Origin of the sequence: Bradyrhizobium genosp. SA-3 (assembly GCF_004212635.1) — a bacterium.
Classification (GTDB): domain Bacteria; phylum Pseudomonadota; class Alphaproteobacteria; order Rhizobiales; family Xanthobacteraceae; genus Bradyrhizobium.
On sequence record NZ_PSRT01000135.1, the window covers coordinates 1 to 22,618 of the forward strand.

The following is a 22,618-nucleotide window of genomic DNA, read 5'->3' on the forward strand; positions in this document are numbered from 1 at the left end:
TGCTGGCCGGCGCAGCGCCCGGTGCCGCAGCGGCGAGGTTGACGCGCTGCTGCTCAGCCGCGGCGGCCTGCTGCTGCACCTGCTCCTTCGCTTTCTGGGCGGCAAGCTGCGCCTGTTCGGCGGCTTTCGCATCGGCCGCAGCCTTGACCTGCGCATCCTTCTGGGCACCGAGGGCGGCGAGACGATCGCGCTCGGCCTCGGCCTGCTTCGCCTTCGCGATCGCCGCGGCATGAGCCTGCTCGGCGCCGATCTTCTCGAGCTGAAGCTTGGCAAGGCTCGCATAGAAACCGTCGGGATGCTGGGCGAGGAAGGCATCCCATGCCGCCCTGTTGCCGACCTGGAGCGCGAGCTCGTAATCGCGGCGGATATCGGCCTGCGGGTTCGCCGCAGGCGCGGCCGCAGCCACCGGCACGAGCGGAACATCCTCGCCGCCGAGGGAGCCATAGACGAACGGTTCCTGCTTGTTGCCGGTCGACTTGAGCACGTCGTCGCGCACGAAGCCGAAGGCACGGCGGACGTCGAGGCCGGGCGTCGTCAGATGCTTCGACAGCGCCACCGTGAACGGGCTGTTGGCGCCGTCGCCGTCCTGCGCCGTGAAGCCGGCCTTGGCCGAATAGGCGATCAGCGTGTTGGGGCTGGTCGGCTCGACCTGGGCGAGGCCCCGGCCGATGCCGCGCGAGGCAATCGTGCGCTTCATCCTCTTGCCGAACGGATTGTCGCGGCAAGCATCCAGGATCACCAGACGGAGCTGCTTTGCGGGCTCAACCGCGACCAGGATGCGATCGAGCGAAAGCGCCTCGTCGTAAACGTCGGTGTCGCGCTCGAGCTTGGCATCGACGGGGATCAGATAGTTGGAGCCTTCGACCTCGATGCCGTGGCCGGCATAGTAAACCACGGCGATGTCGGCATCGCGGGTCGCATCCGCGAAGTCGCGGAGCACCCGCCGCGTATCCAGCGCCGACAAATCGTGCCGGGACTCGACGACATCGAAGCCGGCCTCCTTCAGCGTCTTCGCCATCACCGAACCGTCATTGACGGGGTTGGCCAGCGACGGCGCATGCTGATAGGCCGAATTGGCGAGCACCAGCGCAACGCGCTTGCCGGCGAAAGCCGGATCAGTGCCGAGCAGCAGCGCGAGGGCGAGGAGAAGCGGACAAAGTCTGAGCAAATTGCGCATGACACGACTTCCGAAATTCGGGGCCGCTTGGGCCCTTTGGGACCGCTTTAGCAAGATCCAGCGCGGGCGCTTGTGATGGAGGTCACGAAGGGTGCCAACGACAAGCCGAAAGGCCACTTTTGTTTGTCGCACCAGCGGGATCGCGAGTTCGCCGGGAGGATCGGGTTCCCTCAGACAACCCCGATGTGCTCCCGATATTGCGGCAGATTGTCCGTGATTTCGTGCCAGGGCGCCTTCGAGCCCACGAAAATGTGGGCGCTCGGCCGGATCGAAGGGGTATCGACCAGGGTTCCCATGGCAACATGGACCCATGCTCCTCCACGCACCCGGGAATAGAGCAGCGAGCCGCACCGGGCACAATGCGCGTCATGGGTGGTGTCGTCGCCGAACATGATCCGCTGGTCGCCGCCCCTGACGATGCGGAGCTGGTCCTGGGCGATACCGGCGAACGGCTTGAAGGCGGCGCCGGTGGTGCGGCGACAGTTCGAGCAGTGGCAGTTCATCGCATAGGAGAACGCATCCGCCACCTCGAAGCGCACGGTGCGGCAATAGCATTCGCCGATCAGGATACGGGCGTTCGATTTCTCTGATGCGGTCATTTCAGCGTCCTCGCGCAATTGGCGACAGACACCCATAGCGCATTTTGATGCGCACGACTAAGTTCGCCCCAAGCCATCATTCGAAGGGATGACCCATGAGCCCAAATCGTTCAAGTGTCGAAGCCGTCGTGCAATCCTATTTTGACGGTCTCTATGAGGGCGACGCCGAAAAGCTCGGCGCCATCTTCCATCCCTCCGCCGACCTGCGCTGGGTCGAGAAGGGCGAATTGCAGGTGCTGACCGTGCCGGATTGGCTCGACCGCGTGCGCAAGCGCCCCTCCGGCAAGGCCGAAGGCAAGCCGCGCGAGGATTTCATCGTCACCATCGACCGTTCGGATGACAAGACCGCCTTCATCAAGGTCCGGTGCCAATTGCCGCCGCGCTATTTCACCGACTATTTGGTGGCGATGAAACTCGCCGACGGCTGGCAGATCGTGTCGAAGTCTTATCGGTACGACCTGAGGGAGTGAGGGGTCTCTCGACCCTCCGCTGCCCGAATTCGGACTCGCTCTCTTCCATTCTCCGTCAGTGCGGGCCCAAGTCTCGCCACACGTCATTGCGAGGAGCCCTTGCGACGAAGCAATCCAGAATCCCTCCGCGGAGAGACTCTGGATTGCTTCGCTGCGCTCGCAATGACGGTGCGGATGAAGCATAGGCTACATCTTCCTGCCACACTCGCCCGAAAGTCCCCCATGCTGCTCGACCGTCGCTCCCTGCTCGCCTCGCTGTGCTGGATGGCCGCTCCTCCCGCACTGGCCGCGGACGCGCCGCCTGAGCTCGAAGCATACGAACGCGAGAGCGGCGGGCGGATCGGCGTCTATGCGGAGAACCTCGCGACCGGCGCAAAGCTCGCCTGGCGCGCCGACGAACGGTTCGTCATGTGCTCGACATTCAAGGCCTCGCTCGCCGCCTGTGTGCTGGCGCGGGTCGATCGCGGCGAGGAGCAGCTTGCGGCCATAATTCCCTACGGCCAGGCCGACCTCTTGGAGTACGCGCCGGTCGCCAAACAAAATCTCGCGGCCGGCGCAATGTCTGTCACTGAAATGTGCAAGGCGATCGTCGAGCTCAGCGACAACACTTGCGCCAATCTGCTGCTGGCGCGAATCGGCGGGCCGGCCGCGCTCACCACGTTCTGGCGATCGATCGGCGATACCACCTCGCGGCTCGACCACAACGAGCCCGAACTCAACCGCTCCCGGCCGGGCGATCCCCGGGACACCACGACGCCGGCGGCGATGGCCGGAAACCTGCGCCGCCTGGTGCTGGGGGAAGCATTGTCGCCGACCTCGCGCGCGCAACTCACCGAATGGATGGTGAACTGCAAGACCGGCGCAAACCGGCTGCGCGGCGGCCTGCCCGCAGGCTGGAAGATCGGCGACAAGACCGGCAACAACGGCAAGGACGCATCGGGCGATATCGCGGTGGTGTGGCCGCGGCCGGATACCCCGATCCTGATCGCGGCCTATACCCAGGGCGGCACGCCGAGCGCCGCGCAGATCGCGGCGGCGTTCGCGCGGATCGGGCGGATGGCCGAGCGGCTGGCGTGAGCCGCGCGCATTGACGCAGCAGTCGCTTCCGGGTCAAGACAGACCGTCATGGAAGCGAAGTTTCAGACCTTTCTCATCCTGCTGGCCGTGCTGGCAGGCGTGGCGCTGACCGCACGCCGCTTCAACGTCGCCCCCGCCATCCTGCTGATGCTGGCGGGCGTCGGCCTCGCCTTCGTGCCGGGCATGCCGTCGGTGGAACTGCCGCCGGAGCTGGTGCTGCTGATGGTGCTGCCACCGCTGATCTACTCGGCAAGCGTCGCCATGAGCTGGCGCGAGTTCAAGAAGAATTTGCGCCCGATCGTGCTGCTCGCGGTCGGTGCGGTGATCTTCACTGCGGCCATGGTGGCGGCCGCCACGCATTACATGATCGGCCTGCCTTGGACCGTTGGCTTCCTGTTGGGGGCCATCGTCGCGCCGCCCGACGTCGTGGCGCCGCTCGCGATCGCGCGCCGGCTGCACATGCCGCGCCGAATCCTGGTCGTGCTCGAGGGCGAAGGGCTCGCCAACGATGCCACCGCGTTGATCCTCTACCGCTTTGCGCTCGCCGCGATCATGGTCGGGCATTTCTCGCTGCCGCTGGCGGCCGGCGAATTCCTTCTCATCATCGCCGGCGAGATCGCCTTTGGCATCGGAGTGGGGTGGCTTTCCCTGCGTTTCCGCAAATGGTCGGGGGATCCACAGGTCGAACTCACGCTGTCGCTGATCACGCCCTACGTCTCCTACTGGCTGCCCGAGCATGTCGGCGGCTCCGGAGTGATCGCGACGGTCGCCTGCGGTCTTTATGTGAGCTGGAACGGCCCGCTGCTGATTTCTTCCGCGACGCGCCTGCAGGGCATCTTCTTCTGGGACCTCGTGATCTATTTGATCGAGGGCCTCTTGTTCCTGCTCACCGGCTTCCAGATGCGGGCGCTTTACGAGAAGTCGAAGGCCTTTCCGCTCGACGACATCATGATCGCGACCGCTGTGGTTCTGGTGATCGTCGTGATCGCGCGCTTCGCCTGGCTCTATCCCGCGACCTATCTGCCGCGGATGCTCAGCAAATCGCTGCGCGAGCGCGATCCGTCGCCGCCCTGGCAATGGGCGTTCACGCTCGCCTTCACCGGCGTGCGCGGCGCGGTGTCGCTGGCGGCGGCACTGGCGCTGCCGTTCACGCTTCCGGGCGGCGAAGCATTTCCGTACCGTGACCTGATTCTGTTCGTCGCCTTCGGCGTCATCTTCATCACGCTGATCGGCGTCGGCCTGACGCTGCCGCCAGTGGTGCGCTGGCTCGGCATTGCCGAGGCCGGCCGCAACGAGCATGTCAGCGAGCACGAGGCCGAGATCGCGGCGCGACGCCAGGCGCTCGACGCCGCACTGAGGTCGCTCGACGCGCTGACCGCGGAGAACGAGGTATCTGACGAGGTGATGCGGCTCCTTCGCGCCCGCCACGAGATCCGCATCAACCAGCTTCCGGATTTGCTCGATCCCACCCACCACGACGTCTCCGCCGCCGGCATCGCACTGACCCGGGAGCTGATCGTCGCCGAGCGCAAATTCATCCACGACCTCTTGCGCGACGGTCAGATCACCGACGAGACGCGGCGGCGGATCGAGCGGGATCTCGATCTGGAGGAGGCGAGTTTGGCAAACAGGGAGTATCGGGGCGCGCCGCTGTAGTTTTTGTCATTGCGAGCGCAGCGAAGCAATCCAGACTGCCGCCGCGGGAAGACTCTGGGTTGCTTCGCTGCGCTCGCAATGACGGGCTGAAGCACTGTGGCCAGCTATCGCCTTTCGCAAAACTCCCCGACCGCCGCTGCCACGGCTCCCGCAATGATCTCCTGCCGTTCCGACGAATTCATCTCCATCTCCTCGTCGCGGTTGATGATTGAGCCGGCCTCGAGCAGCACCGCGGCGCTTCTCGTCCGCGAGAGCACGACGAGACCGTCGTAGCGGTAGACGCCGAAGTCCTTGTCGAGCAGCTGGTGCCGGTAGCGGCCCATCACCGGAAGGGTGTATTGCCTCGCATAGTGCAGGCCCTGCTCCTTCAACTGCCTGCCGATCATCCGGGCCAGCAACAGGCTGGTGGCGAAGTGCGGATTCTGGTGCGACACGAACAGCGAATGCCCCGAAAAGCGGTCGCTGAAATAGCTGTTGGCGCCGTCGAATTCCCAGCTCTCGAGCAGCTTGTCCGGCACCGAATCGTGATGGACCGAGAGGAACAGATCGGCCCGGCCGTCATTCGCGACACCGACGCGCTTGAACAGGCTCGCCCTCGCCTTGCCGTCCGTGACGAGCAGGCGGGTTGCGGCAAAGCCTTCGGACTTGAGTTTTGCCGCGATCAGACTTGCGAGACGGAAGTTGAAGCCGAACTCCGGATCATTGCGCGCGCTCAACGCGCCGTAGGAGTCCGGGGTGTGGCCGACATCCACGACGATCCGGAATTTCGGCATCTCGCATTTGGCCGGCGCAGCCGCCCGCATTTGCGTCTTTGCAGCCTTCCGCGTCCTGGCCGCATGGCTATCGTCAACCGACAAGAGCAAGAACGGGATCAGCGAAATGGCGATAGCGGCGATGGAGCGCCACGACCTCCTCACACCGGCCGCTCCCCCTTCACCGTCACGCGCGTGCCGGAGCGCGTGTGCGGCCAGTAGTCCCACATCGCGCGGTGCTGGGTGCAGCGGTTGTCCCAGAAGGCGATGGCATTCTCGGTCCAGCGGAAGCGGCACTGGAACAGCGGGTTCTCGGCGTGCTGGTAGAGATAGACGAGCATCGCGTCGCTCTCGTCGCGCGGGATGCCGTTGATGTGGCGGGTGAAGCCGCGGTTGACGTAGAGCGCCTTCCTGCCCGTGACCGGATGCGTGCGCACCACCGGGTGCTCGGCATGCGGATAGGAGGGACGGTCGGCCACGCCGTAATTGGCGTAGAGGCCGCGATAGATCGGCTCGCCGTCATGCAGCGCGGTGAGCCCGTCGAGATAGGCCTTCATGCGATCCGAGAGGGCGTCATAGGCCGCGTACATGTTGGCGAACAGCGTGTCGCCACCGCGCGGCGGACATTGCTTGATGTAGAGGATCGAGCCCATCGGCGGCTCGAGATCGCAGGACACATCCGAATGCCAGCCCTCGCCATTGGCGCGCGGCGAGTCCTTGTCGGCATAGATCCTCATCAGCGCCGGGTCTTCGTCCTCATGCGGTGCGGCCGGATGAAAATGCAGCTCGCCGAACTTGCGGCCGAAGGCGAGATGCTGTTTGGGCGTGATGTGCTGATCGCGGAAAAAGATCACGAGATTTTCGGCGAGCGCGCGGTGGATTTCGTCCATCTGCCGGTTGGAGCGGGTATCGCCCTCGACGAGCCTGCCGATGTCGACGCCGGAGATTTCCGCGCCGATGATGGGCGTGAGCTTTTCGACCGCGATGGTCTCATAAGGGGCGCCGTCATCGGCGGTGTGCCGATAGCGCGGACCCTGCTTTCCGGCGAGTGAACTCATGGCGTGTCTCCCGATCGTTTTGATTGAGAGCATGGTAGCGCGCGGTGATGGATGTGCAATCTGCACCGCAAACACAGCCGTCGTCCCGGCGAAGGCCGGGACCCATAACCACCGAACTGGATTTGGCGAAGACTTGGAGCCACCATCTCGCGCCATAACCACTCCCTGTGGTTATGGGTCCCGGCCCCCCGTGCGCAATTGCGCACTAGGCCGGGACGACCGCTGAGTGTGGGGCGAGAGTAGAGAAAACTACTCCGCCGCGGTCACCGGCACCTTGGCGCCCTGGCCGTAGCGCTGGTCGATGTAGTCGATCACGAGCGCCTTGAAGTCGGCGGAGATCGTGGGCCCGCGCAAGGTGCGGAACTTCTTGCCGTCGACGAACACCGGGGCGGCTGGCGCCTCGCCGGTGCCGGGAAGCGAGATGCCGATATTGGCGTGCTTGGATTCGCCGGGGCCGTTGACGATGCAGCCCATCACCGCGACGTTGAGCTCTTCCACGCCGGGATATTTCGTCTTCCAGGTCGGCATCTCGTCGCGGATGAAATCCTGGATCGAGCGGGCCAGCTCCTGGAACGTGGTCGAGGTGGTGCGCCCGCAGCCGGGACAGGCCGCGACCAGCGGCACGAAGGTGCGGAAGCCCATGGTCTGGAGCAGCTCCTGGCCGACCTGCACCTCACGGGTACGGTCGCCGCCGGGCTCCGGCGTCAGCGAGATGCGGATGGTATCGCCGATGCCCTGCTGCAAAAGGATGCCGAGCGCGGCCGAGGATGCCACGATGCCCTTCGAGCCCATGCCGGCCTCGGTCAGACCGAGATGGATGGCATAGTCGGAACGGCTGGCGAGATCCTGGTAGACCGCGATCAGATCCTGCACCGCCGAGACCTTGGCCGAGAGGATGATGCGATTCTTCGGCATGCCGAGCTCTTCGGCGCGCGCGGCCGACAAGAGCGCCGACTGCACCATGGCCTCGCGCGTCACCGCGCGCACGTCGCGCGGATTGGCCGAGGCCGCGTTCTCATCCATCAGCTTGGTGAGGAGTTCCTGGTCGAGCGAGCCCCAATTGGCGCCGATGCGCACCGGCTTGTTGTTCTTGTTCGCGATCTCGATGATGTCGGCGAACTGGGTGTCGCGCTTGTCCTTGAAGCCGACATTGCCGGGATTGATGCGGTATTTGGCGAGCGCCTCGGCGCAGGCCGGATAGGCCGCAAGCAGCTTGTGGCCGATATAGTGGAAGTCACCGATCAAGGGCGTGGTGATGCCGCGCTTGGCGAGGCCGTCGCGGATGTGCGGAACGGCGGCAGCAGCTTCCTCGCGGTCCACGGTGATGCGGACCATTTCGGAGCCGGCGCGCGCGAGCGCTGCGACCTGGGCGATGGTGCCGTCGACGTCGGCGGTGTCGGTGTTGGTCATCGACTGCACGACGATCGGCGCACCGCCGCCCACTGAGACGTCGCCGACCTTGACCTGGGTGGTCTTGTGCCGGGGCGCGGGGCCCGCGAGGTCGGAATCGATGGTGTTTTCGAGCTTGTTCATGGGGTCCAAATATCAGGTTTTGGTGACGTTCAGCAATGCATCGCGCGGCGCCGCAGCCGTTTGGCTCGGACGGTTAACCAGAAAAAGCCCAGCAATTACAAGGACCGCGGCGGCCCCGAATGTCAGGCTTAAGGTGTCGTGCATGATGAAATAGCTACCGACCACGCCAAACAAAGGGGTGATGAAGGTAAAAGCCGACAATTTGCTGGCCGAATAAGCCTTCACCAGCGCGAACCAAAGCGTGAACGTGGTTCCAACCACCCAGATCGCCTGGAAGGCCATGAGGGCGAGGGACAGTGGCGCAGGTGTGTGCGTGATGGATTCGCCGAACAGCCAAGCCGCCAGGCCCAGGATCGGGATCGAGGTCGCGACCTGGTAGCCCAGCGCCTTCTCGGGCGCGGCGAAGCGCAGCCGCGTGCCCTTGGCGACCAGCGTGGTCGCCGCCCACAGCGCGGCGCCGCCGACGATCATGAGGTCGCCGAGCAACACCTTGGCATCGACATCCGGCTGCGGCACGCCGATGGCGAGCGCGACGCCGGCAAAGCTCACGGCAAGCCCCAGCCATTGCGTGGCACCGAGCCGCTCGCCGAGCACCTGGTAGGAGCCGAGCGCGACGAAGAACGGGGCGGTGTAGAGGAACACGACCGCGCGCGACGCCGGCGTGAAGCGCAAGCCCTGAAAGATCAGAACGAACTCGATGCCGAACATCAGTCCGGCGATGAGGCCGGGCTTCCAGGTGCCGTCACGTTCGAAGAAATTGACGCCACGCAGGGTGCCGATGATGAACAGCACCGGCAGCGCACCCATCGAGCGGATCGTGGCCTGGAGCATCGGCGGGATGTCCGGCAGTACCAGCTTCACCGCAATCTGGTTGAACCCCCAAGTCAGGCACAGCATCAGCATCAGGGCGATGGCGCCGGCACTGAGGGGACGTGCGGCGGATGGTATGGCTTGTGGCGAGGACATCTCTTCCCGAATACCGGCTTTGTGCCGTTGTTGCTTTAAGCAGCTTTCTGACAATGGGTGCAGACGCCCGTGATCTCCACCACGGACAATTTGGGGGCGAAGCCTGAGCTGCGCGCGGCGGCATTGAGATCCTTGGCGAAGGAGGCCGACGGAATCTCGCCGACCAGGCCGCAGCGCTCGCAGATCAGGAACGCGACGGCCGAGGTCGCGTCGTGGTCATGGGCGGCGCAGGCGAGATAGGCATTGCGGCTCTCGATGCGATGCACGAGGCCGTTGGCCATCAAGAAATCGAGGGCACGATAGACCGTGATCGGCGCCGGTCGCGCCATCGACTTGGCGAGTTCGTCGATCACCTCATAGGCGCCGAGCGGACGGTGGCTGGAGAGCAGCGCCCCGAGCACCTGACGGCGTATCGGCGTGAATTTCTGCGCGCGCTGCTCGCAGACCTGTTCGGCATGCGCCAGCGCATCCGCAGTGCAGCGGCCGTGATCGTGGTCAGGCGCGGGGAATGCCGGCTTTGCGAGGGTCATGCGGCCCATCTTCTAGCATTTCGGCGAGGGAACCCAAAGCGCGACACTTCGGATGGCCGTCAGCCATGCTCTCGCTGCGGGACAGCGTCGCATCAATCCGCCCTGGAATAATCATAAGCTTGCTTATTATATTGCAGGCTCATTGGAGACAAAGCTCATGACCCGCGGGTCTGTCGACCAGAACTTCCTGTTCACGCTCTCCGAGCTCTACCGCCTGCTGCGCGTCTATGCCGACAAGGAGGCGTCGCGCTTCGGCATCACCCGCGCGCAATGGGCGGTGCTGGCCAAGGTGGAGCGCAGCGAGGGCATGAAGCAGTCGGAGCTCGCCGAGCTCCTGGAGGTGCAGCCGATCACGCTGACGCGCCTGATCGACAAGCTCTGCGACAATGACTGGATCGAACGCCGCAGCGACGCCTCGGACCGCCGGGTCAAGCGCCTGTACCTGAAGAAGGCGGGCCGGCAGCTGCTCGGCCGGATGAGCGGGCTCCGGTCCGAAATCACCGCCAATGCGCTCGATGGCATCGCCCCGGCTGATGCGCACCGCCTCCTCACCCAACTCGAAACAATCAAGGAAAACGTGCGGAACGCGACCCAGACCAGTGGCGCGGACCAAGCGCGTAGGGAGCAGCGCTATGGCTGATCAGGTCCTCAAGTTCCAGCCCGAGCAGAAGAGCGACAGCGGCAAGCCGACGAAGAAAGCCGGCAGCGATCCGCGCCGCCGCCTGGTGGCGGGCCTGCGCCGCTATCGCCGCTTCCTGCTTCTGGTCGTCCTGCCTGTCATCGTCGCCATCGGCGGCATCACCTTCTATCTGCATGGCGGCCGCTATGTCGGCACCGATGACGCCTATGTCGGCGCGCAGAAGGTGCTGGTGACGCCCGACATCTCCGGCAAGATCCAGAAGGTGGTCGTGAAAGAAGGCCAGGTCGTCAAGCAAGGCGACGAGCTGTTCGAGATCGACCCCGTTCCCTTCCGTCACGCGGTGGATGAAGCCAAGGCGCAGCTCGCACAGGCCCGCACGACCTACGACAACCTCGTTGCCAACATCAAGATCTACGGCGACATGCTCAACCTCGCGAAGCAGGGCGTCGACCTCAAGCAGCGCGACGTTGAGCGCAAGCAGGCGCTGGTGAAGAACAATTACGGCTCCCAGCTCGATCTCGACAACGCGGCGAATGCGTTGGTCACCGCGGGCGCGCAGGCGCAATTCATCAAGCAGCAGCTCTCCAATGCCAAGACGCAATTGCTCGGCGATCCCGCGTTGCCGCTGGAGCAATTCCCACCCTACGCGCAGGCGAAGGCCAAGCTGGACGATGCCCAGCGCAACCTCGACCACACCGTGCTGCGCGCGCCGATGGACGGCGTGGCGACGCAGGTCGAGCAGATCCAGCTTGGCCGTTACGTTGCCGCCGGCACGCCCGTGTTCTCCATCATCGACGTCGCGCATCCCTGGGTCGACGCCAATCCGAAGGAGAGCGACCTCACCTACGTCACCGAAGGACAGCCGGTTACGCTCGAGGTCGACGCGTTCCCGAACCACGTCTTCAAGGGCAAGATCGGCTCGCTCTCGCCCGGTACCGGCGCGCAATTCGCGATCCTGCCGCCGCAGAACGCCACCGGCAATTTCGTCAAGGTGGTGCAGCGCGTGCCTGTCAGGATCTATTTCGACGAGACCGACAAATATGTGCGGAAGCTGAAGGCCGGCATGAGCGTCTACGCCACCATCGACACCGGCCACCGGCGCTCACTCGCCGGCCTGTTTGGCCTGTCGGCGACCGCGGGCCAAGACCACGACAAGGACTGATCCGATGTCCGGCCCCAATGCCAGCTTGATGGTCCCCGGCCTGCGCCGGAACATGGTGACGATCTGCGCCATGACCGCGACCATCATGCAGGCGCTGGACACCACCATCGCCAATGTCGCTTTGCCCTACATGCAGGGCACGCTCTCGGCCTCGCAGGACCAGATCAACTGGGTGCTGACCTCCTACATCGTCGCCGCCGCGATCATGACGGCGCCGGTGGGCTGGATCGCCAACCGCTTCGGCCGCAAGCGCATCTTCATCATCTGCTCGGCCGGCTTCACCATGGCGTCGGTGCTGTGCGGCCTCGCGCAGGACATCAACCAGATGGTGCTGTTCCGCCTGCTGCAAGGCTTGTTCGGCGCCGCCCTGGTGCCGCTGTCGCAATCGGTGATGCTGGACTATTACACGCTCCAGGAGCGCGCCAAGGCGATGTCGATCTGGGGCATGGGCGTGATGATGGGCCCGATCATGGGCCCGTCGCTGGGCGCTTGGCTGACCGAGACCTATTCCTGGCACTGGGTGTTCTTCGTCAACCTGCCGTTCGGCGCCATCACCGTGCTCGGGCTGATCGTCTTCATGGACGAGACCCGGAAGGATTTCAGCCTCAAATTCGACTGGTTCGGCTTCGCTGCGCTGGCGATCGCGATCGGCGCGCTTCAGCTCGCGCTCGACCGCGGCGAGCAGTTGGGCTGGCTGGAATCCAACGAGATCCTGGCGGAGTTCATCGTCTCCGCCATCGCCTTCTACTTCTTCCTCGCGCATTCCTTCACGACTTCGACGCCGTTCATCCGCTTCGCGCTGTTTCGGGATCGCAACTTCGTCACCGGCTGCGTGTTCATGATCGTGATGGGGCTCGTGCTGTTCTCGACGATGGCGCTGGCCTCGCCCTACATGCAGAACGTGATCGGCTATCCCATCATCACCGCCGGCCTGCTGCTGGCGAGCCGCGGCTTGGGCACCTTTTTCGCCATGATGCTTGTCGGCCGCATGATGCGCTATTTCGAGGCGCGCACGCTGATCATCACAGGGCTGGCGCTGACTGCAGGCTCGCTGTTCCAGATGACCGGCTGGACCGACCTGACCCAGGTGCCGGAGATCGTCACCGTCAGCGTCATCCAGGGCTTCGGCTTCGGCCTCGTCTTCGTGCCGCTCTCGACCGTGGCGTTCCTGACGCTGTCGAACGATCTGCGCACCGACGGCACCGCGATGCTGACCCTGATGCGCAACGTCGCGAGCTCGGTCGGCATTTCCGTCGTCATCGCCGAGCTGACGCAGGGAACGCGGCGGACCTACGCGATCCTCTCCGAGCACATCAACCCGTTCAACCACGCGCTCCAGATGCCCAGCGTCAGCGGCATGATCAATCTCTCCACCGACGCCGGCCGCGCCATGGCCGACCGAATGGTCAGCGTGCAGGCGCAGATCATCGCCTTCGCGCACGATTACCAGCTGGTGATGGTCTTCATCCTCTGCACCATCCCGCTCGCTTTGCTGATCGGCTCGACCAAGGCCACACTGCGCAAGCAGGCCGCGGGGCCGGAGCACGCGGTGATGGAGTAGGTGCCGTCGTCCCTCTCTGTCGTCGTCCCGGCGAAGGCCGGGACCCATAACCACAAAATTGAGTTTGGCGAAGACTCGGAGTTGGCAGCTCGCGCTACAAGCTCTCCCTGGGAGTATGGGTCCCGGCCTTCGCCGGGACGACACCGAGAATGTGGGACCGCCGCCGCGCCTCATTCGCACCGCCTATCCCAACAACTCCTCACACCCCAGATCCTCGACCGCCATCATCACCCGCTCCAGGTTATTCCACCAGATCAGCGGCGGGATGTTGACGCTCCATTGCCAGACCGGCTTGGTGATGTGCCAGAGCACCGACCGGCGATAGTCCTGGTCGAGCGCGCCGCGCGTGTAGCCGGTGACACCGTGCTGAATGAGCGTCTCGTGATAGAGGTTGAGCAGGGGCCGCTCGAGTGCCTGCCGGCGGTCCGGATACCATTGCGTCGCCATCATGTAGGCGAGGTCACCGGTCGGCACGTTGATGCGCCACTGGTCGAAATCGAAGATGCGAACGGTGTCGGCAACGCCTGTGCGCGGCAACAGGAAATTCCAGATATGGGCGTCGCCATGAGCGATGGTGACATGCCGGCGCGAATGATAACGCTCGAACAACCGGTCCGACTGCTCGATGAAGCGGCGGAAGAGGATGCGCCGCTCCTCGCTGAGGCGGTCGCCGAGGAGATCGGCGAAACGATCGTAGTGACCGGCGAAGGTCTCCATCAGCTTCGCACTGTCGTCGGTGCTCATCCAAGTGCCGACAGTATCGCCGAAGCTATCGTGGTCCCACCACGCCGCGTGCCAGCGCGCGAGTGTCGTCACGATCGCCGTTGCCTGCTCTCGCGACGGCGGCAGCGGCCATTGGGTTGCAATCTCATGGCTGTCGGTGAGGTCCTCGAGCAGGAGATGCCAGGTGAGGCCGTCCCCGTCAAAACGTCCGTCGAAGCAACGCGGCACGAGACCCCGCGGCGTTTCTGGCTCAAGCTGCGTGTAGAACGCGACTTCGTTCCGGCCGCCATTTGCGAGCGTCTTGGCGAAGGCGGCATGCGCGGTCTTCAGGATCAGCGACTGCGGGGCGCCAGCGGACTCGCCGACATAGCGCAGGCCAAGCCGGATGATATGTGACACGACGGTGTCGCGCCGATGCAGCACCTTCACCTCACGCACGGCACCAGCATCCAGCGCGCCGGCCCTGCGCAACGCAGCCGTGAGGTGGGCCGGCTCAACGACCGCCGGCAATTGTGGAGTTGTCATGAACCACGATGCCCCTGTCCCGCACCATATTGCACGATCACGCTCCCGGCTACTACCTGCGGCTGACTCCGCGCCCGCTCAAGCCGCGGCGGTCGAGTCCCATACGGTCTGCACCACCACCGACCGCAGCTGTTCGAGATTGGCCGCCATGCCGGCGATCGCCTGCCTGACCTCCGCGGCGCGCTCGTTCACCGAGGCGGCGTCGCGGCTGACATTGCCGATCTTGGCCGAGACCTCCTGTGCCGCGGACGCCGATTCGGAGATCGACCGCGTGATCTCCCGCGTCGCGGCGTCCTGTTCTTCCATCGCGGCGGCAACCGAGGTCGCGACGCCGTCGATCTCGACGATGTGGCCTCCCATGGTCTCGACGGCATCGACCGCGGCCTGCGTCGAGGTCTGGATTTCGGCAATCAGCCGCCCGATCTCCTCGGTGGACTTGGCGGTCTGATCGGACAGCGATTTCACTTCGGCGGCGACCACCGCGAAGCCGCGGCCGGCTTCGCCGGCGCGCGCCGCCTCGATCGTGGCGTTGAGCGCGAGCAGGTTGGTCTGGCCGGCGATGCCGCCGATCAGGTCGGAGACCTCGGCGATCTTCTTCACCGAACCGGCCAGCGCCTGGATGGTCGAGCGCGCCTGCTCGCGGCCGGCGACCGCAGATTTGGTAACCGTGCTGGTTCGCGCGACCTGGCTCGCAATCTCGCGGATCGAGGCGCTCAGCTCTTCGGCCGCAGCCGAGACTGTCTGCGAGCTGCCGAGCGCCTGGGTGGAGGCCGCGGCGACCGCCTGCGACTGCGCGGAGAGCGAACTTGCGATCTCGGACAGGCTGGTGGCGGCGCGCTCCACGCCATGCGTCGCCGCGCTCGCGGTGTCGACCGATCGGCCGGTCTCGCGTTCGACGGTTTCGGCCATCTGCTGCAGGGCGCCGCGCTTGGCGAGCGCGGCCTCCTGTTCCTGCCGCAACTGCTCCTCGCGCAGGCGGGAATTCTCGACCGCCGCCTGCTTGAACACCAGGAGCGCACCGGCCATCGAGCCGACCTCGTCCCGGCGGTGCGCGAAAGGAATGTCCGCGGCGAGATCGCCGGTCGCGAGCTTCTGCATCGTGTCAGTCATGCGCACGATCGGGCGCACCACGCCGAGTGCAACGCCGAGCAGGCCTGCGGCAATGAAGGCGAGGACTGCGGCGGAGACGCCGAGGAGGATGTAGAGCATCGAGCTGTCGCGGTCCGCGGCCAGCTTCTCCATGGCGGCATTCTGCTTGTTGGCGTTCTCGACGATGCTGTCGATGACGGTGCGATGCGCGGTGTAGGCGTCCTTGAGCTGCGCATAGGCGCGCTCGGAAACGGCCGCGTCCTTGGCCTTGAGGGCCGGCAGGAGCTGGTCGGACGCCTTCCAGAATTTCTGCACCTCGGCATCGGATTTCGACACCAGCGCGGTCTTCAGATCTGCCGAGAGGCTGGAGGAGACCCAGAATGCCTTGCGCTCGTCGTAATCCTTGCGGAGCTGGACCAGGCGCTCGCCATGGGCGGCAAGCTGGTCCGGCTCGTGCATGGCGAGCGTGGCCTCGAGATAGGCTTCGATGACATATTCCGGCGGCGGCAGGATGTCGGCAATGAGGTCGTTGCCGAGCTTGATGTCGGAATAGAGCGGGCCGCCGACCTTGAGCTCGCGTAGCGTATAGAGACTGGTGGAGACCACGGCCGTGAAACCGAGGGCCAGGACGATGCCGAATGCAATGATTGCAGTGGAAAGTGAAAGACGAATTTTCATGGAACAATCCGATGCCGCACGTCGAAATCCAAATGGATCCTAAACGACTGCGGTAAACACGGGATTGCTACGCGCAGAAATTGCGCGCCAGGAACTCCGGGGAATTACGGGAAACTACGGGAAAACGGTGTGGGGCGACTTCTGATACCCCGCCCCCTCAGTTGTCCCGGACCAGCGCGCCTCAGGCACGCGCGGATCCGGAACGAGGCGGGAGTTAAACGTCGAAGAACACCGTCTCGTCGTCGCCCTGGAGCCGCAGGTCGAGGCGGTAGACCGCCTTGCCGGCCTCGCGCGTCGCAACCAGCGTGGCGCGGCGCTCAGTGGGCACCAGCGCCAGCACGGGGTCGGCGGCGTTGCCGGCCTCGTCGCTGAAATAGATGCGGGTATAGAGATGCCTGAGCATGCCGCGCCCGAACACCGCAAGGAGGATGTGCGGCGCCTGCGGCTTGCCCTCGGGGTCGGGCACCGCGCCCGGCTTGATGGTCTCGAACGCGTAATTACCGTCCTTGTCGGTGCCGCAGCGGGCAAAGCCGCGGAAGCTCGCATTCGGCAAAGCGCGCTTGTCCTGCGGGTCGGCAAAGCGTCCTTGCGCATCCGCCTGCCAGATCTCCAGCATGCAATCCGGCACGGCGACGCCATCACCGTCGAACACCCGGCCCTCGATGCGGATACGGTCGCCGGAGACGTCGGGGGTGAGCGTCGAGTTGGTGAACGCGTCGTTCCAGGCGTATTCGCCGTTCGGCGTCAGGCCGTACTTGAAGAACGGGCCGACGGTTTGCGATGGGGTGATACCGTTGGGCTTCACAGAATCCTGCACTTAATGGTTCTCCATAGGCGTGGCGTTCTGGCCGCGCAGCACGATGTCAAAGCGGTAGCACAGCGCCCATTCCGGCTTTGTGTTCTCGAGATCGAACGAGGAGACCATCCGCGCCCGCGCCTTCTCGTCCGGCACCGAATTGAAGATCGGGTCGAACGGAAACAGCGGATCGTTCGGGAAGTACATCTGCGTCACGAGGCGCGTGACGAAGGAATGGCCGAAGACCGACAGGTGGATGTGCGCGGGCCGCCACGCATTGTGATGATTGCCCCAGGGATAAGCGCCCGGCTTGATGGTGACGAAGCGGTAGTAACCGGAGGCATCGCTTTGGGTGCGGCCGGCGCCGGTGAAATTTGGATCGAGCGGCGCCGGATGCTGGTCGCGGACATGGACATAGCGGCCGCAGGAATTGGCCTGCCATATCTCGACCAGCGAGTTCGGCACGCCGCGGCCGTCCTCGTCGCGGACGTGGCCGTGCACGATGATGCGCTCGCCGAGCGGCTCGCCACTGTGCTGACGGGTCAGATCATTGTCGCCCTCGCGCACGGTCTCGTGGCCATAGACCGGACCGGTCAGCTCCGACAGGGTGTGGCGCATCGGAATCAAGGGCTTGTTCGGCGCGCGCTTGATCGAGCTCTTGTAGTCGGGCGACAGCGGCAGCGGATGCGCCTTGTTGCTGTCCGTGGGATAGATGAATGTCATTTGGCGAACTCCTCCCCGGCCATTATGGACCGGCCGGTCAACGCTTCCGCCAATCATTATAGGATATAACTAATTTGGGGAAGCGGGTTTCGCGGGCTTGCTTTCTTCACCTCACCGCGCTTGCGGGGACAGGTCGGATCACCCCGGCGAGGCGATGCATCGTCCGGCGCGATCCGGGCGAGGGGGTACAGATCCTTCGACAAATCACGTGGGAAACCAGCCCCTCACCTCGACCCTCTCCCCGTAAAAACCGGGCGAGGGAGCAGAACTAGATCAATCGCACGCCTGATATCGCCGACTTCAGCCAGCGCAACGCCTGCGGCGGCTGCGCTGCGAGCGGGGCGACGGCGGCCTTCTCGGTCCGGCATTTCTCGAGCTCAGCCACGAAGTCGGTCGACCATTGCTGGATAGTGTGGCCGCGCAGCTTCTTCATCATCGCGTCCCAGCGCATCTTGCGCTCGGTGAGCGGCATCGAGGCCGCGACCGCGATCGCGCGCGCCATGCCGTCGATGTCGTGCGGATTGACCATCAAGGCGGTGTCGAGCTCGTTGGCCGCGCCGGCGAACTTCGATAGCACCAGCACGCCGGGATCGGCCGGGTTTTGCGCGGCGACGTATTCCTTGGCGACGAGGTTCATGCCGTCATGCAGCGGCGTCACCACGCCGATTTGCGCCGTGCGGTAGAGGCCAGCGAGCACGGCCTGGCTAAAACCCTTGTTCAAATAGCGGATCGGCGTCCAGTCCACTTCGCCGTGACGACCGTTGACGTCGGTGACGAGGCGCGCGACCTCGTTCTGGAGGTTGCCATAGGCCTCGATGCCACCCCGCGAGGGGTTCGCGATCTGGAGCAGCGAGATGCTGCGCGCAAACTGCGGATGCTCCGTCCAGAGCCGGTCGAATGCACTGATGCGGTTGACGAGGCCTTTCGAATAGTCGAGGCGGTCGACGCCGATCGCGAGGCGCTCGCCATTGAGGCTGCGCCGCAGCCGCGACACGTCGGGATGCGAGACCGACTTCGCCGCATATTGCGCGAATTTTTCCGCATCGATGCCGATCGGAAACACTTCACAGCGCGTGCGGCCATGCTGAGAGATCGCAACACCGTCCTCGATGGCGAGGCCGAGCTCGCCGCCGACATAAGCGAGGAAGTTCTGGCAGTCCTCATTGGTCTGGAAGCCGAGCAGATCGTAGGCCAGCATCGCCGTGATCAGCTCGCGGTGATTGGGCACGCCCTGCACCACCGCGGCGACGGGCCATGGCGTATGAAGAAAGAAACCGATGGGATCGCCGACGCCGAGACTACGCAGTTCTGCGCCGAGCGCGAGAAAATGATAATCCTGCACCCAGAACGCGGTTTTTGCTTTTCGAAAACGCATCAAGGCGCGCGCCATGAAGGCGTTGACCTCGCGATAGCTGACATAGTCCTCGCGCGAGACGCGGATCAGATCGCTGCGCGAATGCAGCGCCGGCCACAGCGCCGAATTGGCAAAGCCTTCGTAATAGCCGCCGTAATGTGCCGCCGGCAGATCCAGCGTCGCAATCGCGCCCGAACCCAGTGCTTCGATCTCGGCGAACGGTTCCTTCTGATGGCCATCACGCACGCGGCCTGAAGAACCCACCCAAATGGCCCCCGAATGTTCCACCACCGGCAGCAAGGCCGCCGCGAGGCCGCCCGTCATGGGTTCATTGGGTTTGCCGCGCGCGACGCGATTTGAAACGACAACTAAGTTCACAGGTCGTCCCCTCCTGTTTCATTCCAGCCCGTTTAACTGCCGTTCATCAATATGGTTCCGGATCATCGTTTCAACGAATTGAAACCAAAATCGGGCGTGCGCGTTGGAACTGGCTTCCGTCGCGGAACCCGACAATTCATCAGCTTTTTGCGATTTGTGTTGCGCAGCATGCATTGCGATGCGCAACGATACTGCCGGGCATTATGTCCGCGAAGTGGCGCTGCCTTCGTTTCACCTCGGATCGAGCAGGCGCGCAAGGAACGCACGCACATCGCTCGGCGCATCGAAGTGACCATTCACACCCATGGCGCGGCGGCCGACCGAGAAGGCGAGCCCGTCCATATCAGGCATGATCGCGAACACGGTCTCATCCGTGACGTCGTCACCGATGAACAGAGGACGACGTCCCCTGAACGGCTCATGCTTCATCAATTCGCGCACGCCGCTCGCCTTGGTGAAGCCGGAATGCTTGATCTCGCAGACGAATTTGCCAGGCAGCACCTCGATCGGCGCATTGGGCAGATCGGCGCGGATCAGCGACACGGATTCGTAGATCGCCTTCTCCGCATGCGGCGCAAGGCGGTAATGCAGTGCCAGCGAATAACCCTTGTCCTCGAGCAGAATGCCCGGGCTGAGCTTGGCGATCGCAGCCAGCCGCCGCTTCAGCTCCTTGTCCAGCGGCGGCGCGTGGACGTCATCGGCTTCGCTGTCCACCGACAGCCGCATCTCGGCGCCGTGACCGGCGACAGCGCGAAACACATCGGGCGCGAAGATCAGGTCGATGTCGTTGAGCGAGCGGCCGCTGACCAGTGCCAGCGCGCCGGAGGTGCGTTCCACCAGATGGTTGAGCGTGTCCGACAGCCCCGGCGGCACCCACACCTCGCGCGGCGTCGGCATCAGGTCGAGCAGCGTGCCGTCGATGTCGAGCAGGATCGCGGTCTCGTTCAGATGCGGCACGAGCGCATGCGGCACCGGCACCGTTTCCGGCGTCTCGTCGTCACCAGGGATGGTGAGCTTCTCGTCCAAAGCCATTTCCGCAAGTTCCGATTTCATAGTCTACTCCATAAAGGCAAGCGGCCGCGCGATTTGTTCGAGCGATTTGCGCTCCGCCGAGACGGCATAGCGCCACGCCACGATCGCAGCCGCGATCATCAGGACTGCCCCCAGCAGATAGCCGGCGAACACGCTGGTGCGTGACCCCGTGTCGATCAGCGCGCCGAACAGCGCCGGCCCGATCACGCCGCCGATGCCGGTGCCGACCGCATAGAACACCGCGATCGCCAGCGCGCGGACCTCCAAGGGAAAGTTCTCGCTGACGGTGAGATAGGCCGCGCTCGCGGCCGGCGAGGCGAAGAAGAAGATCACCATCCAGGCCACGGTCTGCCCCTGCGCACTGAGCGCGCCGATCGAGAACAGATAGCCTGATAGCGCCAGCAACAAGCCCGATACGCCATAGGTGAACACGATCATGGTGCGGCGGCCGAGCGTGTCGAACAGGCGGCCGAGCAGCAGCGGACCGAGGAAGTTGCCGGCGGCGAAGGGTAGCAGATACCAGCCGACGTGATCAGCGCTGATGCCGTAGAAATCGGTCAGCACCAGCGCGAAGGTGAAGAAGATGGCGTTGTAGAAGAACGCCTGCGCGCTCATCAGCACGAGGCCGACCAGCGCGCGCTGACGATAGGCCGAGAACAGCGTGTGCACGACCTCGGGGATCGGCGTGTGATCGCGCATCTTCAGACGGATCTTCGCAAAGCGCCCGTCGCTCACATCCTGGCCTTGTCCGATCACCGAGCGCTCGATCTCGTCAACGATGGCATGCGCCTGGTCGGGACGGCCGTGGATCATCAACCAGCGCGGACTCTCCGGAATCCACATCCGCATCAAGAGCACGACGAGGCCTACGGTCGCGCCGATCAGGTAAGCGAGGCGCCAGCCGAGATCAGGACCGATCACGGCAGGATCGAGCAGCACGATGGCCGCCACCGCGCCCATCGCAGCGCCGATCCAGAAACTGCCGTTGATGATGAGATCGGTCCAGCCGCGATAGCGCGCCGGCACCAGCTCCTGGATGGTCGAATTGATCGCGGTGTATTCGCCGCCGATGCCGGCGCCGGTGAGGAAACGAAACAGCGCATAGCTCGCGATATCCCATGACAGAGCAGTCGCAGCCGTCGCCGAGAGATAGAGCGCAAGCGTGATGAAGAACAATTTCTTGCGGCCGATGCGGTCGGTGAGCCAGCCGAAGCCGAGCGCACCCAGCACCGCGCCGGCAAGATAAGCGGAATTGGCGATGCCGAGATCAAGATTGGAGAAATGCAGCGAGGGACTCTGCTTCAGCGCGCCCGAGAGCGCGCCGGCCAGCGTCACCTCGAGTCCATCGAGGATCCAGGTGATGCCGAGCGCGAGCACGACGCGTGTGTGAAAGCCGCTCCACGGCAGCGCGTCGAGGCGCGAGGGAATGCTGGTCTCGACGACGCGATCCGCCGCCACCGCCGAGATCGCAGATTCATAATTCAGCGCTGGGCTTTGCTGCAATTCCATCGCGTTGTTGTGTCTGATCGATGGAAGCGGCCCCGGTTCACATGACGTGGACGGGGTCGTTCCGATGGGGGTGCGGCATTCCGCCTGCCACCTGCGACAACGTTTGCGACGAGGCTGGGTTCCCATAGGAACAGCCGCCAAGAACATCCGTTTCCGATGGAGCTGCAAGGAGTTGACGCATGGCTCAGGTCAGAAAGACGACACATTCGCGGAAGACAGGCGCGCGCAGCACCGCGCGCCGCAAGGCCAGCACGACACGCAAGGGGTCAAGCCGCCGCGCAGCACCGAAGCGATGGTCGCAGCGTGTGACGAAGGAAAGCGACGCACTCGATCTCAAGCGCGGGGTGTTCAAGCTCAAGGACCCGAAGAAAATCGCGGGCTCCCTGAAGCGCTCGGCCGAGCACAGCTCGCGTCGCAAGACCGGCGCCTATCGCTCCGCGCTGTCGATGCTAACGTTCTACATCAACCGCGCCGGCAAGACGCTGCCGAAGACGCAGCGCACGCGACTGGAGCGCGCGAAGGTGGAGCTGAAGCGGGCGTTCGGGCGGGACTGAGATTCAGATCTCCACTGTCGTCCCGGACAAGCGGAGCCCTGGCAGCGCGCAGCGTTGTCAGGAGCGGAGCGCAGAG

At 64.5% G+C, this 22,618-nt stretch carries 21 protein-coding genes; 7 read left to right on the forward strand and 14 right to left on the reverse strand.

Annotated elements, in window-relative coordinates; translation table 11 throughout:
* Both CWO91_RS33690 and CWO91_RS33695 read right to left on the reverse strand, forming a co-directional pair.
* A partial coding sequence (locus CWO91_RS33690) for a caspase family protein (RefSeq protein WP_208753104.1) occupies positions 1–1,177 on the reverse strand: 1,177 nt, incomplete at its 3' end.
* Between the two features lie 170 nt (positions 1,178–1,347).
* Positions 1,348–1,776, reverse strand: coding sequence for a GFA family protein (locus CWO91_RS33695; RefSeq protein ID WP_130219829.1), 429 nt, complete (start codon positions 1,774–1,776; stop codon positions 1,348–1,350).
* 95 nt (positions 1,777–1,871) lie between these two features.
* Here CWO91_RS33695 and CWO91_RS33700 point away from each other — a divergent pair, with 95 nt between their 5' ends.
* From CWO91_RS33700 to CWO91_RS33710, 3 genes are all read left to right on the forward strand, one after another.
* Positions 1,872–2,246, forward strand: a complete 375-nt coding sequence (locus CWO91_RS33700) for a nuclear transport factor 2 family protein (protein ID WP_130219830.1) — start codon at positions 1,872–1,874, stop codon at positions 2,244–2,246.
* A 222-nt stretch (positions 2,247–2,468) separates the two neighbouring features.
* On the forward strand, positions 2,469–3,323 hold the full coding sequence (gene bla, locus CWO91_RS33705; protein ID WP_130219831.1) for a class A beta-lactamase: 855 nt from the start codon (positions 2,469–2,471) through the stop codon (positions 3,321–3,323).
* 48 nt (positions 3,324–3,371) lie between these two features.
* Positions 3,372–4,979 (forward strand): Na+/H+ antiporter, encoded by a 1,608-nt coding sequence (locus CWO91_RS33710; RefSeq protein WP_130219832.1) that lies wholly within the window; start codon positions 3,372–3,374, stop codon positions 4,977–4,979.
* A gap of 104 nt (positions 4,980–5,083) precedes the next feature.
* Here CWO91_RS33710 and CWO91_RS33715 read toward each other — a convergent pair whose 3' ends face one another.
* The 5 genes from CWO91_RS33715 to CWO91_RS33735 all read right to left on the reverse strand — a co-directional run bounded on the left by CWO91_RS33715 (position 5,084) and on the right by CWO91_RS33735 (position 9,818).
* Positions 5,084–5,782, reverse strand: a complete 699-nt coding sequence (locus CWO91_RS33715; RefSeq protein WP_130219833.1) for an N-acetylmuramoyl-L-alanine amidase — start codon at positions 5,780–5,782, stop codon at positions 5,084–5,086.
* A gap of 110 nt (positions 5,783–5,892) precedes the next feature.
* Positions 5,893–6,789 carry a TauD/TfdA dioxygenase family protein gene (locus tag CWO91_RS33720; protein ID WP_165405903.1) on the reverse strand — a complete coding sequence of 299 codons (897 nt, stop codon included), beginning with the start codon at positions 6,787–6,789 and terminating at the stop codon, positions 5,893–5,895.
* Between the two features lie 249 nt (positions 6,790–7,038).
* A complete protein-coding gene (ispG, locus tag CWO91_RS33725) occupies positions 7,039–8,322 on the reverse strand; it encodes a flavodoxin-dependent (E)-4-hydroxy-3-methylbut-2-enyl-diphosphate synthase (RefSeq protein ID WP_130219835.1) in 1,284 nt (427 codons plus the stop codon).
* 12 nt (positions 8,323–8,334) lie between these two features.
* On the reverse strand, positions 8,335–9,288 hold the full coding sequence (locus tag CWO91_RS33730) for a DMT family transporter (protein WP_130219836.1): 954 nt from the start codon (positions 9,286–9,288) through the stop codon (positions 8,335–8,337).
* A 35-nt stretch (positions 9,289–9,323) separates the two neighbouring features.
* Entirely contained in the window at positions 9,324–9,818 is a 495-nt protein-coding gene (locus CWO91_RS33735) for a Fur family transcriptional regulator (protein ID WP_128930768.1), read from the reverse strand.
* A gap of 157 nt (positions 9,819–9,975) precedes the next feature.
* On the opposite strand from CWO91_RS33735, the gene CWO91_RS33740 reads away from it, so the two are divergent.
* Genes CWO91_RS33740 through CWO91_RS33750 form a run of 3 tightly spaced genes read left to right on the forward strand, consistent with a single transcriptional unit; the run spans position 9,976 to position 13,181 of the window.
* Positions 9,976–10,458, forward strand: coding sequence for a MarR family winged helix-turn-helix transcriptional regulator (locus CWO91_RS33740; RefSeq protein ID WP_130219837.1), 483 nt, complete (start codon positions 9,976–9,978; stop codon positions 10,456–10,458).
* On the forward strand, positions 10,451–11,620 hold the full coding sequence (locus CWO91_RS33745; protein ID WP_130219838.1) for an HlyD family secretion protein: 1,170 nt from the start codon (positions 10,451–10,453) through the stop codon (positions 11,618–11,620). Before CWO91_RS33740 ends, CWO91_RS33745 begins: the two co-directional genes overlap by 8 nt.
* A gap of 4 nt (positions 11,621–11,624) precedes the next feature.
* On the forward strand, positions 11,625–13,181 hold the full coding sequence (locus CWO91_RS33750; RefSeq protein ID WP_130219839.1) for an MDR family MFS transporter: 1,557 nt from the start codon (positions 11,625–11,627) through the stop codon (positions 13,179–13,181).
* A 183-nt stretch (positions 13,182–13,364) separates the two neighbouring features.
* Here CWO91_RS33750 and CWO91_RS33755 read toward each other — a convergent pair whose 3' ends face one another.
* The 7 genes from CWO91_RS33755 to CWO91_RS33785 all read right to left on the reverse strand — a co-directional run bounded on the left by CWO91_RS33755 (position 13,365) and on the right by CWO91_RS33785 (position 21,988).
* Entirely contained in the window at positions 13,365–14,429 is a 1,065-nt protein-coding gene (locus tag CWO91_RS33755) for a phosphotransferase (protein ID WP_130219840.1), read from the reverse strand.
* Positions 14,430–14,507: 78 nt separating this feature from the next.
* The gene (locus CWO91_RS33760) at positions 14,508–16,196 is read right to left on the reverse strand and encodes a methyl-accepting chemotaxis protein (RefSeq protein WP_130219841.1); all 1,689 of its coding nucleotides are present in this window, start codon (positions 16,194–16,196) and stop codon (positions 14,508–14,510) included.
* Between the two features lie 214 nt (positions 16,197–16,410).
* On the reverse strand, positions 16,411–17,013 hold the full coding sequence (gene pcaG, locus CWO91_RS33765; protein WP_130219842.1) for a protocatechuate 3,4-dioxygenase subunit alpha: 603 nt from the start codon (positions 17,011–17,013) through the stop codon (positions 16,411–16,413).
* Positions 17,014–17,715, reverse strand: coding sequence for a protocatechuate 3,4-dioxygenase subunit beta (pcaH, locus tag CWO91_RS33770; protein ID WP_130219843.1), 702 nt, complete (start codon positions 17,713–17,715; stop codon positions 17,014–17,016).
* A 268-nt stretch (positions 17,716–17,983) separates the two neighbouring features.
* Positions 17,984–19,447 (reverse strand): trehalose-6-phosphate synthase, encoded by a 1,464-nt coding sequence (locus CWO91_RS33775; RefSeq protein ID WP_130219844.1) that lies wholly within the window; start codon positions 19,445–19,447, stop codon positions 17,984–17,986.
* A gap of 231 nt (positions 19,448–19,678) precedes the next feature.
* The gene (gene otsB, locus CWO91_RS33780; protein ID WP_130219845.1) at positions 19,679–20,500 is read right to left on the reverse strand and encodes a trehalose-phosphatase; all 822 of its coding nucleotides are present in this window, start codon (positions 20,498–20,500) and stop codon (positions 19,679–19,681) included.
* 3 nt (positions 20,501–20,503) lie between these two features.
* Positions 20,504–21,988 carry an MFS transporter gene (locus CWO91_RS33785; protein ID WP_165405904.1) on the reverse strand — a complete coding sequence of 495 codons (1,485 nt, stop codon included), beginning with the start codon at positions 21,986–21,988 and terminating at the stop codon, positions 20,504–20,506.
* A gap of 179 nt (positions 21,989–22,167) precedes the next feature.
* Here CWO91_RS33785 and CWO91_RS33790 point away from each other — a divergent pair, with 179 nt between their 5' ends.
* A complete protein-coding gene (locus CWO91_RS33790) occupies positions 22,168–22,542 on the forward strand; it encodes a DUF3175 domain-containing protein (RefSeq protein WP_130219847.1) in 375 nt (124 codons plus the stop codon).
* Positions 22,543–22,618 lie beyond the last annotated feature (76 nt).

What these genes read in the sequence shown, in the direction of transcription:
- CWO91_RS33695 (WP_130219829.1), bottom strand. Translation starts at nt 1,776, where the DNA reads ATGACCGCATCAGAGAAATCGAACGCCCGTATCCTGATCGGCGAATGC.
- CWO91_RS33700 (WP_130219830.1), top strand. Translation starts at nt 1,872, where the DNA reads ATGAGCCCAAATCGTTCAAGTGTCGAAGCCGTCGTGCAATCCTATTTT.
- bla (WP_130219831.1), top strand. Translation starts at nt 2,469, where the DNA reads ATGCTGCTCGACCGTCGCTCCCTGCTCGCCTCGCTGTGCTGGATGGCC.
- CWO91_RS33710 (WP_130219832.1), top strand. Translation starts at nt 3,372, where the DNA reads ATGGAAGCGAAGTTTCAGACCTTTCTCATCCTGCTGGCCGTGCTGGCA.
- CWO91_RS33715 (WP_130219833.1), bottom strand. Translation starts at nt 5,782, where the DNA reads ATGCGGGCGGCTGCGCCGGCCAAATGCGAGATGCCGAAATTCCGGATC.
- CWO91_RS33720 (WP_165405903.1), bottom strand. Translation starts at nt 6,789, where the DNA reads ATGAGTTCACTCGCCGGAAAGCAGGGTCCGCGCTATCGGCACACCGCC.
- ispG (WP_130219835.1), bottom strand. Translation starts at nt 8,322, where the DNA reads ATGAACAAGCTCGAAAACACCATCGATTCCGACCTCGCGGGCCCCGCG.
- CWO91_RS33730 (WP_130219836.1), bottom strand. Translation starts at nt 9,288, where the DNA reads ATGTCCTCGCCACAAGCCATACCATCCGCCGCACGTCCCCTCAGTGCC.
- CWO91_RS33735 (WP_128930768.1), bottom strand. Translation starts at nt 9,818, where the DNA reads ATGACCCTCGCAAAGCCGGCATTCCCCGCGCCTGACCACGATCACGGC.
- CWO91_RS33740 (WP_130219837.1), top strand. Translation starts at nt 9,976, where the DNA reads ATGACCCGCGGGTCTGTCGACCAGAACTTCCTGTTCACGCTCTCCGAG.
- CWO91_RS33745 (WP_130219838.1), top strand. Translation starts at nt 10,451, where the DNA reads ATGGCTGATCAGGTCCTCAAGTTCCAGCCCGAGCAGAAGAGCGACAGC.
- CWO91_RS33750 (WP_130219839.1), top strand. Translation starts at nt 11,625, where the DNA reads ATGTCCGGCCCCAATGCCAGCTTGATGGTCCCCGGCCTGCGCCGGAAC.
- CWO91_RS33755 (WP_130219840.1), bottom strand. Translation starts at nt 14,429, where the DNA reads ATGACAACTCCACAATTGCCGGCGGTCGTTGAGCCGGCCCACCTCACG.
- CWO91_RS33760 (WP_130219841.1), bottom strand. Translation starts at nt 16,196, where the DNA reads ATGAAAATTCGTCTTTCACTTTCCACTGCAATCATTGCATTCGGCATC.
- pcaH (WP_130219843.1), bottom strand. Translation starts at nt 17,715, where the DNA reads ATGACATTCATCTATCCCACGGACAGCAACAAGGCGCATCCGCTGCCG.
- otsB (WP_130219845.1), bottom strand. Translation starts at nt 20,500, where the DNA reads ATGAAATCGGAACTTGCGGAAATGGCTTTGGACGAGAAGCTCACCATC.
- CWO91_RS33785 (WP_165405904.1), bottom strand. Translation starts at nt 21,988, where the DNA reads ATGGAATTGCAGCAAAGCCCAGCGCTGAATTATGAATCTGCGATCTCG.
- CWO91_RS33790 (WP_130219847.1), top strand. Translation starts at nt 22,168, where the DNA reads ATGGCTCAGGTCAGAAAGACGACACATTCGCGGAAGACAGGCGCGCGC.